Here is a 15,575-nt window from a genome sequence, read left to right as displayed (position 1 = left end):
CACGCCGGGCGGCACCTTCTCCCTGGACGACGGCCCCGACGACATCCGCGAGCTGACGCCCGCGGGGGACCGCCTGCTCTTCTATATCGGCGGTGACGAGGGCGACGAGTCGCTGCGCAGGACGGACAGGACGCTCGCGGGCACCCGCACCCTCCTGGAGACCGCTCCCCGGGACCTCGCGAAGCTGACAGCGGTGGGCCGCGGCGTCTTCTTCCGCTACCGGACGAGGACCAAGTTGCTGAGGAGCGATGGATCGGTGGCGGGAACGGTGCTCGTTCGGGACGTCGGTTCGCCCCCTCGGGAGGTGACGGCCTTCCGAAGACGCCTCTTCTTCACCGCCGAGGACGCCACGTACGGTCGCGAGCTGTGGGTGAGCGACGGCATGGCGGCGGGCACCGTCCTCTTTTCAAGGACCTGGCTCCCGGAGTGCTCAGCTCCGCCCTGGAGGCACTGGCCGTGGCTGGCGGCTACCTCTTCTTCAGCGCGGAGACGCGGGGGCGGGGCTGCGAGCCGTGGGTCAGTGACGGCACACCTGAGGGCACCGTGCCGCTGCGGGACATCGCTCCGGGCCCCCTCTCCTCGTCACCACGGGGCTTCGTCCAGTCCGGCTGGGACATCTTCTTCACCGCCGATGACGGCAGCCATGGCCGCGAGCTGTACGCCCTGCCCTTCCGGCCCGAGGACGAATGCGACACCGGCCTGCTGCTCTACAACGCGCCAGCTCAATAGGATGGGAGCTCTCACTCCGAGCCGTGGGAAGCAACGGTTGGAGTCCCGGAGCCCAAAGGGTGAAGGCCCTGGAATCCTCAGCTTTCGCCAAGAACTCCAGGGCCTTCGATGGTCGGGGCGACAGGATTTGAACCTGCGACCACTTGCACCTCAAGGAACCCGGGGAGCCGTCCAGCGGTTACCAACCCTTCACAACCCATCGCAAATACTCTGGTTTCTTCGGAAAGGGTTACCCAGCCGTCCCATCCAGTACCCCAGGACACCAAGATTCTTGCTGCTAGTTTGCTGCTGGGCCCCGCCCCTGTGGCGCCAGTAGCCTCGGGTTCCGGCCGGCTGCTGACCGTCCGGGAGGTCGCGGAGCCGCTGAAGGTGTGCCGGGTCACTGTGTACCGGCTATGCGAACGAGGCACATTGCCCCACATCCGAATCTCCAACGCGGTTCGAGTCAAGGCTGAAGCCCTGGAACAGTTCCTGCGCGAGCACCCAAAAGAAGTGCCGTAAACAGCCCCTGCGGTCCTGCCACTTTGGACCTGTCCCATCCCCCCCTTCCCTCCCTCTAGCCTTCCAGGATCCGCACTGGAGATCGCACTTCGGGAGCTGTCAGCCCCTCTATCTTGAGCGACGTCGCATTCGGTATCGTCGCGGATGCCACGACCCGAGCTGTAGGCGGGTGGCTGACGCATGGGGGCTGCACGTGCAGGGATGGACGCGATTGGCGGTACCCGGAGACGCCGTGACCGCAGTGACGGCACTCCGAGAATTCCGAGACCAAATGGGCGAGCTGGCGTGCATCCCGTACAACCAGCATGATCCGGAGCGCAGCATCTGGTGGCTTTTCCCCAAAGTGCCCAAGGGCAGGGCGAACTGGCCCGCGTACCACCTGGGTAAGTACTTCGTGGACAAGCGCTCCGGACGGTTGCGGCTAGGCGTCCACATTGAGAAGGGACTGGGCCTCGAGCTCGCAGCTCTTCACGGCGCGGCGAACCGCAAGCATTACGCCCTGACACCTCAGTGGCGCTGGCACAGCTTCCTCAATGACCTTCGCACGGACCGGCTTGCCCGTGCGCTCAAGCTTCTTGCCGCCCGTGCTCCCGTAGAGCTCGAAGTGGATGCGGGCCCCACTCCCTTCGAGGCCGGAGCACCACGTAGCGCCAGCACCTCATTCTCCTTCCGGTACGTTCCTGGCGGGACATCAGACCTCGACTGCTTCGAGGCGTCGCCTCGGGAGAAGATGCTCTCGGGTTTGGAGGCCGTCCGCAGTTTGCAAGCGCTCGCGGACCGCTTAACTCACGCCACCCAGGAGCCCTGGTACTGGGTCAACGTCATCGTCTACGTGCCCGTGCTCGTTGGCCCCTCTCCAGGTCTGGACGTGCACAGCGAGTGGACGCCCATTCGCTTCTGGAACGACGCATTCTTGCCCCTCAGGAACTGGGTCGGCTGACCCTCACGAACATCAATTTTCAGGACTTGTACTTCCATGGCCAAGCTCTCCCTTGGTGCCCGCCAACTTCCGGTCGTACACCTGTCCATTCGCGTGCCTTGGCACGACTCGGGGTGGAATGGGACGGTCTGTAGGAACCCACTCGCCAATACGTCCTGCCTCGCGCTGGTGAACATCGGTGAGAAGCGGGACGACGCGCACGAGACGGCTTGCGCTGGCAAGCGGCTCGACCAACTGCCCGACAAGGCCTCGCCACCTTGCGTGGCAGAGCGCGCGACATTCATGGCGCCCTTCGAGCTGACCCGCACGATCGAGCATGTCTACGCGAAGATGAGCCCGAACACGCATGGGCACTTCTTGCCGACGAAATACCGTCAGCCTCCCTACTCTGCTCCCGCCATTCCGTTTGACTGGCTCCGGCGCGCACGAGTCGAGGGCGAAAACGACGAACCCGGCTTGGCCGAGAAGCTCGGGCTCGGGTTCCAGCCCGAGCGCGAGCAGGTGCTCGACTTCGACAAGGGCAAGGGTCCGGACGGCGCTGATAAGCAAGGCACGTGGGTCAACGAGCGCGGCAACCAACTCTGCTTGCTCGACACGTTCTTCAGCGCGGCGGTGCCGAAGCAGTCGCTCTGCTTCTTCTACGCCAAGCGCACCCCGCTCGCCCCGGACGACCGGCGGCGTGTCATCGTCGCCGTTGGGCTCGTAACGGGCGTTGGGGAGGCAGTCGAATATGAGACGGCCTCCAAGGGAAAGCCGCGTGCGGTGACGTTCGAACGCAACGTCCTGCACTCCATCCGGTCGGATGGAGATGAAGGCTTCGTCATGCCCTACCAGGCAGTGCTCGCGGCTGCCGAAAAGGACCCGAGCATCGACCCGGGCTCGTGCGTCGCATTCGTGCCGGACACCGACCGTCCGCAGTTCTCCTATGTCACCGAGCACGTTTCGCACGACGCCGCCATTGCCGGGCTGCTGGCATGCGCGGGAGCTCTCCAGCGAACGAAGAGCGTCGTCGACGGGGCATGGGACCGTGCGCTTCGGTGGATCGACCAGCAGCTCAACCGATTGTGGAGCATGCGCGGGCCCTGCCCGGGTCTGGGATCGGCACTCACGGCCCTCGGCATCACCAACGGCACGTTGGTGGCTTACGACATCGCTGCTGCCCAAGGCCGCAGTGGGGCATGGAATGAAGACCCCTGGGAACACTTCGAGGCGGCGCTGGCCGACCCGTCCCGCTTGAGCGCGGGACTGGGCGAGCATCTCGGAAAAGACGTACAGCGCCTCTACAAGAAGTTGCCCGCGGAGCGCCGGGCGCTGCTAAAGCTGCTGAGCCGGTTTGCCCTCACTGAGGAGCAGGCGCTGCGCTTCTACCAGCCCACCGAGCGGCAGGAGGCCGGCATCGAGGTAACGGACGCGCAGCTGCTTGAGAACCCGTACCTGCTGTACGAGCTGGATCGCAGCCAGGTAGATCCCGTGGCACTGCTCACCGTGGATCGCGGTCTCTTCCCGGACCCGGTCGTGCGCGAGAAGCACCCCCTCCCGCCACCTTCCGCACTGGAGGGACCACTCGACCCACGGCGCGTGCGTGCCTTCATCGTGGACGCGCTGGAGCGCGCTGCGCTTGATGGCCACACACTCCAGTTGCGCGAGCAGGTCATCGAGTCGGTGCGACGGGTCGAAGTGAAGCCCGACATGCTGTTGAGCACCGATGTGCTCGCCGCGACCGAGGAGCCGCTTGAGCCGTTCGTCAGCCCCATTGAGCTTCCGACAGGACAACAGGCGTTTCAGCTCGACCGGTACGTGCGTACCCGAGATGTCATCCGGGGAGAAGTGCATAAGCGGCGCAAGGCCCCGCCACATATTGGGAAGCACGACTGGCGAGCGCTGATCGACAAGCAGTTCGGTGGGAAGAAGGGAATCGACGCGGACGAAGAGCGGGCCCGCCAGGAAAAGGCCGCAGCGCTCGAAACGCTTTTCGCGTCACGCATCAGCGTGCTGCTCGGCCCCGCAGGCACCGGCAAGACGACGTTGCTGAAGATGCTCTGCGAGCTGCCCGAGGTCAGGCGAGGCGGTGTCACGCTGTTGGCCCCAACTGGCAAGGCGCGCGTCCGGCTGGAGCAACAGACGGAAGTTGAGGGCGGGCGCACGATTGCTCAATTCCTCTTACCCCTCAGGAGGTATGACGGCAGCACCGGCAGCTACAAGGTGACGGGTGAGGCGAAGCGGTCGAAAGAAGCCAAGACCGTCATCATCGATGAATGCTCGATGCTCACGGAGGAGCAGCTCGCAGCCGTGGTCGATGCGCTATCCGGAGTGGAACGGCTCATCCTTGTCGGCGATCCACGCCAACTGCCGCCGATTGGAAGCGGGCGACCGTTCGTCGATACCGTCGCACACCTGGCTCCGCCCGACGTGGAAACCCGATTCCCACGCATGGCGCCGGGCTATGCGGAATTGACTGTGACGAGACGCCAAACCGGTTCGGCGCTGCGAGACGATCTTGTCCTCGCCCACTGGTTTAGCGGTAGGCCGGTGGACGCGGGAGCGGACGACATCTGGGAACGACTCGAGAAGGGGGGCAATGACTCCCTGCGCCTGGTGAGTTGGTCCACGCCTGCGGACCTCGAGGAAAAGCTCCTGCAGACGTTGGTGGAGGAGCTGAAGCTCAAGTCGCTTGACGATGAGGACGGCTTCGGGGAGTCGCTCGGCGGCTCTCGTTACGAGGGGAAGACTTGTTACTTCTGGGCTGGCCGGAATGGAGAATCGGGCGCGGCCGCAAAGGCTGAGGCCTGGCAGATCCTCTCGCCCGTACGTAGCGGCCAGCATGGCGTCGAGGCGCTCAACCGCCTCCTTCAGACTCGGTTTCGCCCTCGTGCTAAGAGGTGGGCTCAGCCGGAGAAGTTCTACGAGCGCCGCACCTGCGAGCCCATGGGACCCGAAGGCATTCTCTACGGGGATAAGGTCATCAGCGTCGTCAACGAGGCACGTCGTGACGTCTGGCCCGAGTCTGACGCGCGCGTCTACGTCTCCAACGGTGACATCGGCATCGTAGTGGGGCAGTTCAAGACCAAGAGCTTCAAGGGCTTCCCCCGGAAGCTGCAAGTCGAGTTCGTCACGCACCAGAGTCTGCAGGTGGGCTACTGGAAGGGAGAGTTCGGCGAAGAGCGTGTCCCGCCGCTCGAGCTCGCGTACGCGCTCACCGTCCACAAGACTCAGGGCAGTGAGTTCGGGCGCACCTTCGTCATCCTGCCCAACCCCTGCCACCTCCTGTCACGCGAGCTGCTCTACACAGCCTTGACGCGCCAGAAGGACCGGGTAGTCGTCTTCCACCAGGGACAAATTCGGGACTACCTGCGCTACGCGGACGGCCATCGCTCCGAGATCGCCCGTCGTGTCACCAACCTCTTTGCCGACCCGCGGCCGGTAGATGTGGAGGGCGCATTTTTCGAGGAACGACTCATCCATCGCACCCTGCGAGGGGAGATGGTGCGGTCCAAGTCCGAGGTCATCGTGGCCAACCGGCTGCACGAACTCGGGCTGGATTATCAGTATGAGCTCGAGCTCGTGGGGGAAGACGGCAGTCGTCGTTACCCGGATTTCACCATCGAGGACGCAGCTGCGGGGCTCAAGGTCTATTGGGAGCACCTCGGCATGCTGCCCGACACCACGTATCGACGCCGCTGGGAAGAGAAGCTCGCGTGGTACCGCCGCAACCACATCCTGCCGGAAGCTGAAGGCGGCGGTCGCAACGGCATGTTGGTCGTGAGCGAGGACACGCCGGCCGGAGGCATTGACGCGGCTGCGCTGGACCGCCAGATGCGTCGCATCTTCTCCCTGTGAGGAAGGGATGAGTCCTCCGCCCCAGGATTTTTTGAGACACCTCTCTGGGGAATAACCTCCCCCTCGTGAGGTGGATGTGAAGAAGCAGCAGAAGCAGGAGAGGTCGAAGAGTTGTGCGGACGCGTTCAACAGTGGCGGCTGACGAGCACCCGGCAGGGACAGATGCCGGAGAAAGCTGTGAAGGCGCGGTTTCGGCAGCGCAGTGCTATGGTGTGTCCCATGTCGCTCGCACGTTGGGGGTGGGCCGTGCCGCATTAAAGGCCCAGACGTTGGCCGCGCGCCAGCCGCGCCGTCAGACCCGAAGGGCGGTGAAGGCCGACAGGTTCGTTTGAGGTGAGCGCCGCGCAGTTGCTGGCGGCGCCCGACCCCGCCCTCAACCCTCCTGGCCGCCGCACTCGACGCAGGGGTGGGCGAACTCACCGTACCGGAGCCGGTTGCGGCCTCGTCCGAAGAGCAGTCGTCGCCGCGATGAAAGCGTCCCGTTCACCCCGTCAGTTTGAACGACCACCAGGGCCTATGGAAGACGGGCTCGTGCAGCGGATACGCGACGCGCAATGCAAATCTCAGCTACACAGGGTAGAAATTTCTTCGCCGCCGCCGAGAGTTTTAACTGCGTGCGGGACAACCCCGACGAGATGCTTGGAAGTCTTAATGCCCAGCGACTCGGGGACGTGGCCGCGCGCATCCGCCAATCTCTCTGAAACGAGTAGACCGAGGACTCCATGCTCGCCACCAAAAACCTGCTCAGCCCTCTCCCCAAGTCGCGCATCGCCTCTATCGCCGACCAGTTCGGTATCGACACGAGCAACTTATCAAAGAAGAACCTCATCACTCGCATTTCGCTATCGCTCGCAAAACGATCAGATGACAATGGAAATGCGTTTGGCCGCACGGGGGCCGCGAAGCTTATCTGCGAGAAACTAACGCGCGTCGAAGCCATCAACATCCTGAAATCGACAAAGTTCTACGGTGAGGAGTTTATCTATTCGTCCTCGGGGGCCGTCTACGAGCTGAATGCAGACCCAGCCCGAGACCTCCTGATAGAGCTTGCTGTCGCTGAGAACGAGTCCGTTCTGGACGCAATCTGCCATTCCAAGAAGTGGCGCAAGTACTTCAACGAATCCGAGTACGAAGGGCCGGACCAAGTCCAGGGCGGAACATCAGAGGGCGAGGGCGTTGATGAAGGCGAACTGATGTTCGGAGAGGATATCGAGAGCGAGCCAGAGTGGCTGCACGCGCTATCGTTTGATGCGGGGCCTGCTGGGGAACTGCCGGATGGGCTGACGCGGACTAGCGGCTCACTATTTGATCACCAGCGTCGGAGTGTCGACGCATTGGTTAGCTGGTGGCATAGCGATAAGGACAAAGGTGTGCTCTGCCTTCCGACGGGGGCAGGCAAGACACGCACAGCGGTTCACTTCGCCCTCGAATCCGTACTCTCAGAGGGCGGCAAGGTGCTCTGGCTTGCCCATCGGCATGAACTAGTGAACCAGGCGGTGGCGGCGTTTCTCCAGAATGGCCACGTAGCCGCGACGAACTTCCGGATCGGCCGGTTCGAGGCGGGGACGAGGAAGTTGGAGGCGCCGGCGCACGTAGTCGTCGCTTCCATCCCCACCCTGGCCCGAGCGGAAAACGTGGACAGGCTGATCGGTATTCATGAGTCGTTCTCGCTTATCATCGTCGACGAGTGCCACCACGCCGTGGCCCCGTCATGGAAGCAACTCCTTCAGGACCTTGGGCGCGTCATCGTTGGGGAGAAGCTGTTGGGCCTGTCCGCGACGCCGACACGCACCGCGGAAGGCGAAGTCAGTCAGTTGTGGAAACTGTTCGGCGACATCATTCACGAAGAGCCTCTGCTTCCGCTGATGGAGCGCGGCATCCTCGCCCACCCCCGGGTAGTGACGGTTCCCACGAACGAAACGTTTGAGGCCAATGGCGAGGAGCGGAGGCTATTTGCGAAGTTCAAGGACCTTCCGCCATCGCTCGTGAAAAGGATCGCGGAAGACGAGACGCGCAACGCATTGATTGCATCGAAGGTCGTAAAGGACGCGGTGAAGTGGGGCCAGACGCTCATCTTCGCGGCGACCATCGAACACGCAAGGGACCTCGTGGAACGCATCCGCGACGTAGGGCTCGAAGCGGAGAGTTTGGATTGCAGCGCCCCCCGTGAGGGGCGCCTCGCCGTCGTCGAGCGCTTCAAGACCAAGAGCCTACCGGTGCTCGTGAATGTGGGGCTCTTCACCGAGGGAACGGACCTTCCTGGCGTCCAGACGGTGTTCCTCGCCCGGCCTACCATGAGCCGCATCCTGTTCCAGCAGATGGTGGGACGCGGCCTGCGCGGCCCAGCGCTCGGGGGAACAGCCGACTGTAACGTGGTTGCCTTCTACGACAACGTGCGAGGGCTCGTGCAGGACCAACTCGCCTCGTCCTTCAGTTCCGAACGAAGCGCTCTCGCAGCGATCACCGGTGAAGAAACCGATGATCTGGTGGAGTCGGTGGATAAGAAGGGCGACGAAAGCAGCACCGTCGATGCACGCCCTGCGGAACAGCGGATGCAAGAGCTCATCGTGGCCCTGAGGGGACTCGATTCGGGCGGGAGCAATGTGGACGTGAGCGCCCTACGCCTCGTCGGCTGGTGGCAGGCGGGCGATGCTGGTGCGCTGCGGGCACTTCCGGTCTTCGAGGATGATCTTGAGAACTGTGGGGCGTTCGTTGCGCGGGTGCTCCACGAATCCCTCGCCAACACGCTCTCGGAAGAGTTCGAGTTCGACGGCATCTCCGTTCCCGAAGCGGTGATGCGTGCCTTCGTAGCCACGGTCCAGGTAGCCCCGAGAACCACGCAGTACTGCAGCGTCATCGGAGCCGACAAGGGAGACTTGCGTAGGCTGGCCGGCGCAGTGGAACTGGACGGAACGGCTGGGAAGATGGAGGTACCGCTGCTCGCCCGAGCACGCTGGCTCAACAGCCCGGAACGAGCGAGCAAGGTCCTGCTTCCACTGAATGGTCAGTCCGTCGATGTGTGTCGCCGGGACTACGACGCGGTCGGTGCCATCTGGCGGCAGATGGGAATGATGTTGCTGGGCTCAAGCCCTGACGAACAATCTATCACCCGCTTCGTCGCAGGAGTCCTGGCCGCGAAGGATCGATTCCCCGAAATGACCGACGTACCGCACAGCATTGCTGAGTCCCTGATACGGGCCGCAGGATCTAACGGCGGCACCATGCCCCAGCCTGTCGCGGATGATGAACTGGCAGCGGTGCCTCCACTTGCGGAAGTCCGTAAGGAACTCGCGACCCTTCGCAGTGAGCACCGTGTGCAGGCACTTCGGGAGTACCACCAAGCGTTTTTTATGACACAGCAGCCGGACTATGCAGACTTCGTAACCGCGCTGATATGCGGATGAGGAGAACAGTGCGGAATCAGAAAGACTGCTGACCAACAGGGGTAAGCACGCAACGCGTGCAAGCCCTTGATGCTTCTGTCATTACGCTCCGTCTCGCACAGCGCTTGGCACCCGGTGGGTTGCTATGAAGGAGCGAGTCCCTTCCACGTCGTACAGGCGCTCCACCAGCAGCGCTACCTCAAGCCGGGGTGACAGGCAGCGCTGGAATTTCGACAGGTGGCCCCTCACTTCCTCGCCTACCTGAGCGGATGCCAGCTCGCGCCAGTCCACCCGTGGAAGCGATTCGATGGCCAGCGCCGCCCAGGACAGGCCCGCGTCCTTCACCTTCAGAGACAGATTCCCCGGCGTCCAGCGCCGTCCTGTCTCCACCTCCAGCGCGGCGGCCAGCAGCCGGTTGATGGCCCCGCCCGCGAAGGTGTGCCACTGCACCCCCTCGTCCGTCACTTCCAGCGGCGCCTCCCCTTCCCCCACCAGCCCCTCGTACTCCCGCCGCAGCGCCTCCAATTCCAGCTGCGCGGCCTTGCCCAGCACCACGGTAGGCGCTTCATCGGAAAGCGTGCGCTTCATTTCCTGGCACAGTGTCCAGGACAGGTTCCGCGGAGGCCCCAGCCAGCTCGGTACCCGTCCCTTGTCGGCGGGCTGCACCTGGCAGGTGCCCCGCTCCCAATCCACGTGCACCACCAGCCACGGCCGCCCACCGAGCCGGAAGCACAGCGGCCCATGTCCGTCCTCCTGGCTGCGCGCGAATGTGGCCTGCACCGTCCCAATCTCTGTTGGGCCATGCATCACTCGCAGCAGTGGTGGCGAGGAGAACACCGCATACAGTTCGAAGAAGTTCTTCCGTCCAAAAAGTCGCTCCCCTTCCAGGCCCAGGGACAGCAACCCCTCGGATTCGTGGAGGATGCGCCGTGCCAGCATGGTCTCCACGAGTTCGCTGACATCTTCCGCTTCCAGGCCCCGGAAGGGGCTCGCCGCGGCCACCCAGGGCAGCACCTGGTGCCGGGATACCCCGCCCTCCTGAAGCCCCAGGGCCAGCACCTGGTGGGCGAGCACGTGCGTGGCCTTGGCGGGCGGGCGGACATCCTCCACCCACCCACGCTCCGCCATCCGTACGAGCGCCGCGGCCTGAAGCAATGTCTCCGGGCTCTGACACAGGAAGGTGCAGTTCGAGCGCATTCCCTCGCGCCGCCCCGTGCGACCCATTCGCTGAAGCAGACTCGCAACAGACATCGGAGCATCCACCTGCAGCACCTGATCCAAATCCCCCACGTCGATGCCCAGCTCCATGGTGGAGGTGCAGACAATCGCCGTATTGTGCCCGCGCGCGAACTGCTCCTCCGCGAGCTCACGATCCGAGCGGCTTACTGCGCTGTGGTGGATGAACACCTCCACGCCCCGGCCTGCCATGGCCCCCGCGATGCGCTCAGCCTCAGCGCGGCTCTCCACGAAGACGAGGCTCTTCTTCCCCTGCCCCAACCTCGCGGCCTCCGCGGCCACGTCCGAGGTGTTCTCCAGGAAGTTGAGGCGCAGATCCCTCAAGGCCGGGGGCCGGGGTGGATCCACTCGCCGGTAGGGACGCCGGCTCGATCCCATGAGCCACTGCCCGATAGCGTCTGGGTTGCCCACCGTGGCCGAGAGGCCGATTCGCTGCACGTCGCGTCCACAAAAGTGCACCAGCCGCTCCAGGACGCTGACCAGGTGCGCCCCCCGGTCGTCGCTGGCGAAGGCGTGCACCTCGTCGATGATGACCGCTGAAAGCCCGCGGAACAGCGAGCGCGCGTCCGTCTTCTGGCTGATGAGCATCACCTCGAGAGACTCGGGTGTAATCATCAGGACATGGGCGGGCTCGCGCAGGAAGCGGGCGCGGGCGGTGCCGGGGACGTCCCCGTGCCACTTGAATGCGTCCAGACCCACCATGCGTGCGTAACGCTGCACCCGGGCCTCCTGGTTGTTGAGGAGGGCGCGGATGGGGCACACGTACAATGCGGCTACGGGCGCCAGTTCCTCAGAGAGGATGCGCGAGAGGACGGGAAAAAGGCTCGCTTCCGTCTTGCCTCCCGCCGTGGGAGCCAACACCACCGCATTGCACCCATCGAGGATGGCCTCTGTGGCCAGCTCCTGCACCGGACGAAGGCTGCGCCAGCCCAACTCATTCACCAAACCATGGCGCAGCTGGGGGTGGAGCCGATGGAAGGCGCTCATACCCTACCCTTCCAGCCGCCGCTTCGGGCGCGGGGAAGGGGTCTCCGCCTCGGGCGCCCCCTCCACCTCGGACGTTCCCCGCCGCGCGGCGAGTTCCTCGGGGCGCAGGCTGGCCTCGTCCACCTCCAGCCGGTAGTGCTGGTGAGGCGAGTAGTCGAGGAACTGCTCCACCCTGTCCAACACGTCCACCAACTCGCGCAGGAAGAGGCGCGGGGCCACCGTCACCTTGCCCCCGAAGCCCTCGGTAACGCGGCCGACAAGCCCCTCCAGGAAGCGATCATCCACCGTTCCCTGAACGCGCCCCGCCTCCCGCGCGGGAAAGAGGGCCCGAACCTTGCGCCCTACCTCCAGCAGCCGCCCCACGTCGAAGGGAGGCAGGCGCACCTGGGGGGCCCGCAGGTTGTCGAAGCGGGGCTCCGCGTCGAAGCGGGTGAAGACACGCTGGTACAGGGGCGAGAGGCCCTTGAGGCCCTTGGGCCCTTCGAAGAGCTCCAGCGTCCCCGTCACCACCAGGTACAGGCCTGGCAGCTCTCCATTCATCAGCATGTCCACGAGCTGCCTCAGCGCGTTGAGGGCCTTCTCGCGGGTAGGCGCCGGCATGCGCTGGAGCGTCTCCACCTCATCCAGCACCACCACCAGCCCCGCGTGGCGCGACTGGCGCAGTAGCAACAGCAGCCCCCGCAGGAAGGCCAGGGCTGCCTGCCCATCCACGGCCCCCTTCACTCCGGCGCGGGCGATGATGCCGCGGTCCACGTGTGGCTGGCCTCCAAGCCACCCTAGGAGCTGCTGCGCCACGCCCATGTCCCCCGCAGCCTGCGCCCGAGCATAGCCTCGCAGCACCTGGGCGAAGGCCGGGTTGCGCGCGCTCAACTCAGCCAGCTTGTCCTCCAGACGCTCCTCTATCGCCTCGGCGAAGGCCGGGTCGTCCTCGGACAGCCCCTTGAGACGCGTCACCTCCTCGCCCACCTCGAAGAGCCACCCGTCCACCACCGCGCGGAAGGCGCCCACTCCCTCGGCCGGCGTGGCCAACCGCTCCACCAGCCGGCGGTACACCGTCTCCAGGTGGTGTAGCGGGGTGTCGTTGATGGAGATCTGCACCTCCGCGGTGGCAAACCCCTTCTCCCTCGCCTGCGCACACAGCAGTCGCGTGACGAATGTCTTGCCGCTGCCGTACTCGCCGCGGATCCACTTGGCGCGCCCGCTTCCGGCCCCGCGCGCCACATCATCCAATTCCTCGTCCACCACGCGCACCAGGGCGTCCACCCCCGTGGCGAAGTGGTGCAGGCCACTGTGGGGTACGGCCCCCGTGCGCAGGGCCGCCACGATGTCGCGAGCCTCGGTCTCCGTCACCTTCATGAGCGCTCCGCCCCCGCCTGGGGGATGTGGTGGTACTGCACGTCACCGGTGGGCAGCGTCTCCGCCTTGAAAAACGCCACGCCCGCCCTGTGCAGCTTGCGGTGGAGTTGGGTCATGAAGCCTGCCACCCGCCCCACGGGCTTGCCGATGCGCGGCGCCAGGTCCGTTCCGCGGGCGCTCCCATTCTGCGCCAGTACCACCAGGGCAGCGCGCTCGGCCGCATCCAGCAACGTCAGCACGTTCTCAGCCAGCCCCAGGGTACTCGCCCCCGCGGCCACCGAGGCCACTGCGGCACGCGCATCGAACAAGTCCCCTTGCATCCGGGAGGGCACAGGCGCCGCGGCTGGCTTCGGCGGCGACACCGAACGGGACTCCGGCCGCGCCACCTCCGCCACTTGCGGCCTCGTGCGCCCAAGCCACCAGGCAGGCTCGTCCGCCGCCACCCCTTGCCGGCCGAGCCACGCCAGCGGAACCACCATCTCCTCCAGGCTGCACCCCCCATGGAAGCCCACCTGCGGGCCTCCCTGGTGGACACCCAGTTTCCATGCGAAGGCCTTGCGCCCGGGCGTGCCGCCCAGTCCCTCCAGGTCCAGGGCGATGAAGCCCTCCGGAGACGGGGCCCCCGCTGGCAGCTCGCACCAACGGGCGGAGGCCCCCGGCCCCGTGTGCAACTCGCGCGTCCAGTAGGGAGTGTGGCCGTGGTCCGCCGTCACCAGCACCCGGCGCTCCACGGCCAGGGCCGCCTTCAGGCTGGGGATAAAGCCCGCGATGTCCCTGGCGTGCACCCGGAAGGCCGCTCCCGTGTTGGCCGAACCAATCTGGTCGTCCACGGCGTTGAAGACGGCGGCCACCACCTCCAGCGCCGGCTCCCTCAGGGCGGCGAGCAGCGCCTGGGCCCCGTCGGCCAGGTCTCCCTTGAGGAAGAGGCGCCGGCTCCGTGTCCCCAGAGCCCCGTTCTGCCGGAAGCGCGCCGGGTCCGTTGTGCGCTCCTCCTGCTCACGCCACAGTGACTCGGCACGCAGCGGATCCTTCGGAATCTCTCCCAGGAACAGCGCTCCCCGGGCGTGGCTCGTCACCGTGGGCAGCGGGGCGAGCGCGGGGACGCCATGAGCCCGGTCCAGACTCGCCGCGCCCGAGGCAACGAGGCCCAGGGGCTCCAGCGGCTCCTGCGCCAGCTCATCGAGCAACTCCAGGAATACCGGATAGCTGCACCCGTCCAACACCACCACGTAGAGCGGCTCCGCCGGGACCTGCGACACCACCTGCCCCCACACGCGCTGCAGGGGCACCACGCCCGGGGCGAACAGGGCGCGGGTATAGCCCTCCGCCAGCAGGCGCGCGAAGGCCAGGTTCTCCTCGTCACGCCTGGTGCGGTACGCCGCCAGGACGGACTGGGCCTCCTTCTGGAACTCAGCCGTCGTGGCCAGCACGCGCCGCAGCTTCAGGGCGGCCCAGTCCGCGAAGGCTCCGCTCTCCTGGTAGCGCCGCACGCGCGCCGCCACATCCCCGTCGGCAGGAAGGGGCTCGGCGAGGTAGCGGCTCAGGCGCGCCATCCCTTCCACCACCTCCAGTTCGCCGCGCTTGAGCGGGGCGGCCCGGTGCTTTCGTAACTCCTCCAACTCCGCGCCAGGGATGGGCTCCCCTTGCGCGGCCTGCTTCGCCAGCCGGCTGACCCGGTTGGACAGGCCCAGCGGCAACAATCGGCTCTTCTCCAGCATCTTCGCTGTCAGAACGCGCCGGCCGAGGTTCTCCGCGTCGGAGAGGAAGGGCGCCGCCTGCTCGCCCAGCGTGTCCAGCGCGTCCTGGGCCAGGTCGCGCACCGTGGCGCGGAAGGACTCGGGTGTGAGCTGCACCAGGGGGTGTGAGTCCACGCCCTGCAGCGGCCCCCAGACGCTCGGCGGCAGCTCCTCGTCAATCTCGAAGAGCGCCCCATGCACCACCAGCGCGCTTAGCCGCTCGCGCGCCTTCAATCGCCGCGAGTCCTCCAGCGCCCAGGCGAGCACCCGCCCCTCGCCGCCATGCAGCGTGGGCAGGACGCGCCGCAGCAGACCCATCAGCGCGGGCTCAGCGTCGGGGAACTGGCGCAGCCACTCGGCGAGCAGCCGTCCCGCCCGCTCGCTGCGGATGCGCGCGCCCATGCACGCGTCCAGCAACAGCTCGTCCAGCATCCGCCGGTCGATGACGGTGGGCAGCGTGCGCCCGCGCATGGTGTCGCGCAGGTTGTCCAGGTGCCGCAGGGCCAACTCTTTCGTCTCCGCGTCCGCGCCCACCACCGGCGTGCCGAGCGCCAGCACCAGCACATCATTCATGTCCACCGAGTGGACGCGCTGACCGCGAGCCCGCCGCACCAGGTCCGGCGGCAACCGGCGCGCCAGCTTCTCGTCCACAAGCGCGATGAAGGGCTCGCCTCCCGAGCGGATGATGAGGCGGCGCAGGGCCAGCTCGGAGCCGGGCCGGGTGACGGTGTAGCTGTAGCTCTGGCGCGGGAAGTCCAGCCGCTCCGGCATCTCGCGCAGGAACTCGCCATCGAGCGCCAGGACATAACCCCGCTCGGCCGGGCCGCCGGCCAACTCGATGATTTTCCGCAGCAGGGCATCCTTCACCGG

8 protein-coding genes are annotated in these 15,575 nt (G+C 66.0%); 5 read left to right on the top strand and 3 right to left on the bottom strand.

Annotation, left to right across the window (positions count from 1 at the left end):
* Positions 1-426 precede the first annotated feature (426 nt).
* The 5 genes from OZ403_RS18735 to OZ403_RS18715 all read left to right on the top strand — a co-directional run bounded on the left by OZ403_RS18735 (position 427) and on the right by OZ403_RS18715 (position 9,411).
* A complete protein-coding gene (locus OZ403_RS18735) occupies positions 427-729 on the top strand; it encodes a hypothetical protein (RefSeq protein WP_268784745.1) in 303 nt (100 codons plus the stop codon).
* 108 nt (positions 730-837) lie between these two features.
* The gene (locus OZ403_RS18730) at positions 838-1,230 is read left to right on the top strand and encodes a helix-turn-helix domain-containing protein (protein ID WP_268784744.1); all 393 of its coding nucleotides are present in this window, start codon (positions 838-840) and stop codon (positions 1,228-1,230) included.
* A gap of 271 nt (positions 1,231-1,501) precedes the next feature.
* Complete coding sequence (locus tag OZ403_RS18725) at positions 1,502-2,170, top strand: hypothetical protein (protein ID WP_268784743.1); 669 nt, start codon at positions 1,502-1,504, stop codon at positions 2,168-2,170.
* A gap of 36 nt (positions 2,171-2,206) precedes the next feature.
* On the top strand, positions 2,207-6,007 hold the full coding sequence (locus tag OZ403_RS18720) for an AAA family ATPase (RefSeq protein ID WP_268784742.1): 3,801 nt from the start codon (positions 2,207-2,209) through the stop codon (positions 6,005-6,007).
* A gap of 722 nt (positions 6,008-6,729) precedes the next feature.
* On the top strand, positions 6,730-9,411 hold the full coding sequence (locus OZ403_RS18715) for a DEAD/DEAH box helicase (RefSeq protein WP_268784741.1): 2,682 nt from the start codon (positions 6,730-6,732) through the stop codon (positions 9,409-9,411).
* A gap of 81 nt (positions 9,412-9,492) precedes the next feature.
* Here the strand turns inward: OZ403_RS18715 and OZ403_RS18710 are convergent, their stop codons facing one another.
* The 3 genes from OZ403_RS18710 to pglZ are packed head-to-tail and all read right to left on the bottom strand — an operon-like array spanning position 9,493 to position 15,572.
* Complete coding sequence (locus tag OZ403_RS18710; protein WP_268784740.1) at positions 9,493-11,613, bottom strand: DEAD/DEAH box helicase; 2,121 nt, start codon at positions 11,611-11,613, stop codon at positions 9,493-9,495.
* A gap of 3 nt (positions 11,614-11,616) precedes the next feature.
* A complete protein-coding gene (gene brxD, locus OZ403_RS18705) occupies positions 11,617-12,969 on the bottom strand; it encodes a BREX system ATP-binding protein BrxD (protein ID WP_268784739.1) in 1,353 nt (450 codons plus the stop codon).
* Positions 12,966-15,572 carry a BREX-2 system phosphatase PglZ gene (pglZ, locus tag OZ403_RS18700; protein WP_268784738.1) on the bottom strand — a complete coding sequence of 869 codons (2,607 nt, stop codon included), beginning with the start codon at positions 15,570-15,572 and terminating at the stop codon, positions 12,966-12,968. The genes brxD and pglZ overlap by 4 nt, the downstream gene beginning before the upstream one ends.
* Positions 15,573-15,575 lie beyond the last annotated feature (3 nt).

Source organism: Myxococcus sp. NMCA1 (assembly GCF_026810205.1).
Lineage (GTDB): Bacteria > Myxococcota > Myxococcia > Myxococcales > Myxococcaceae > Myxococcus > Myxococcus xanthus_A.
The sequence above is the reverse complement of the archived record's forward strand: the minus strand, read 5'-3'. Positions and strand labels throughout refer to the sequence as shown.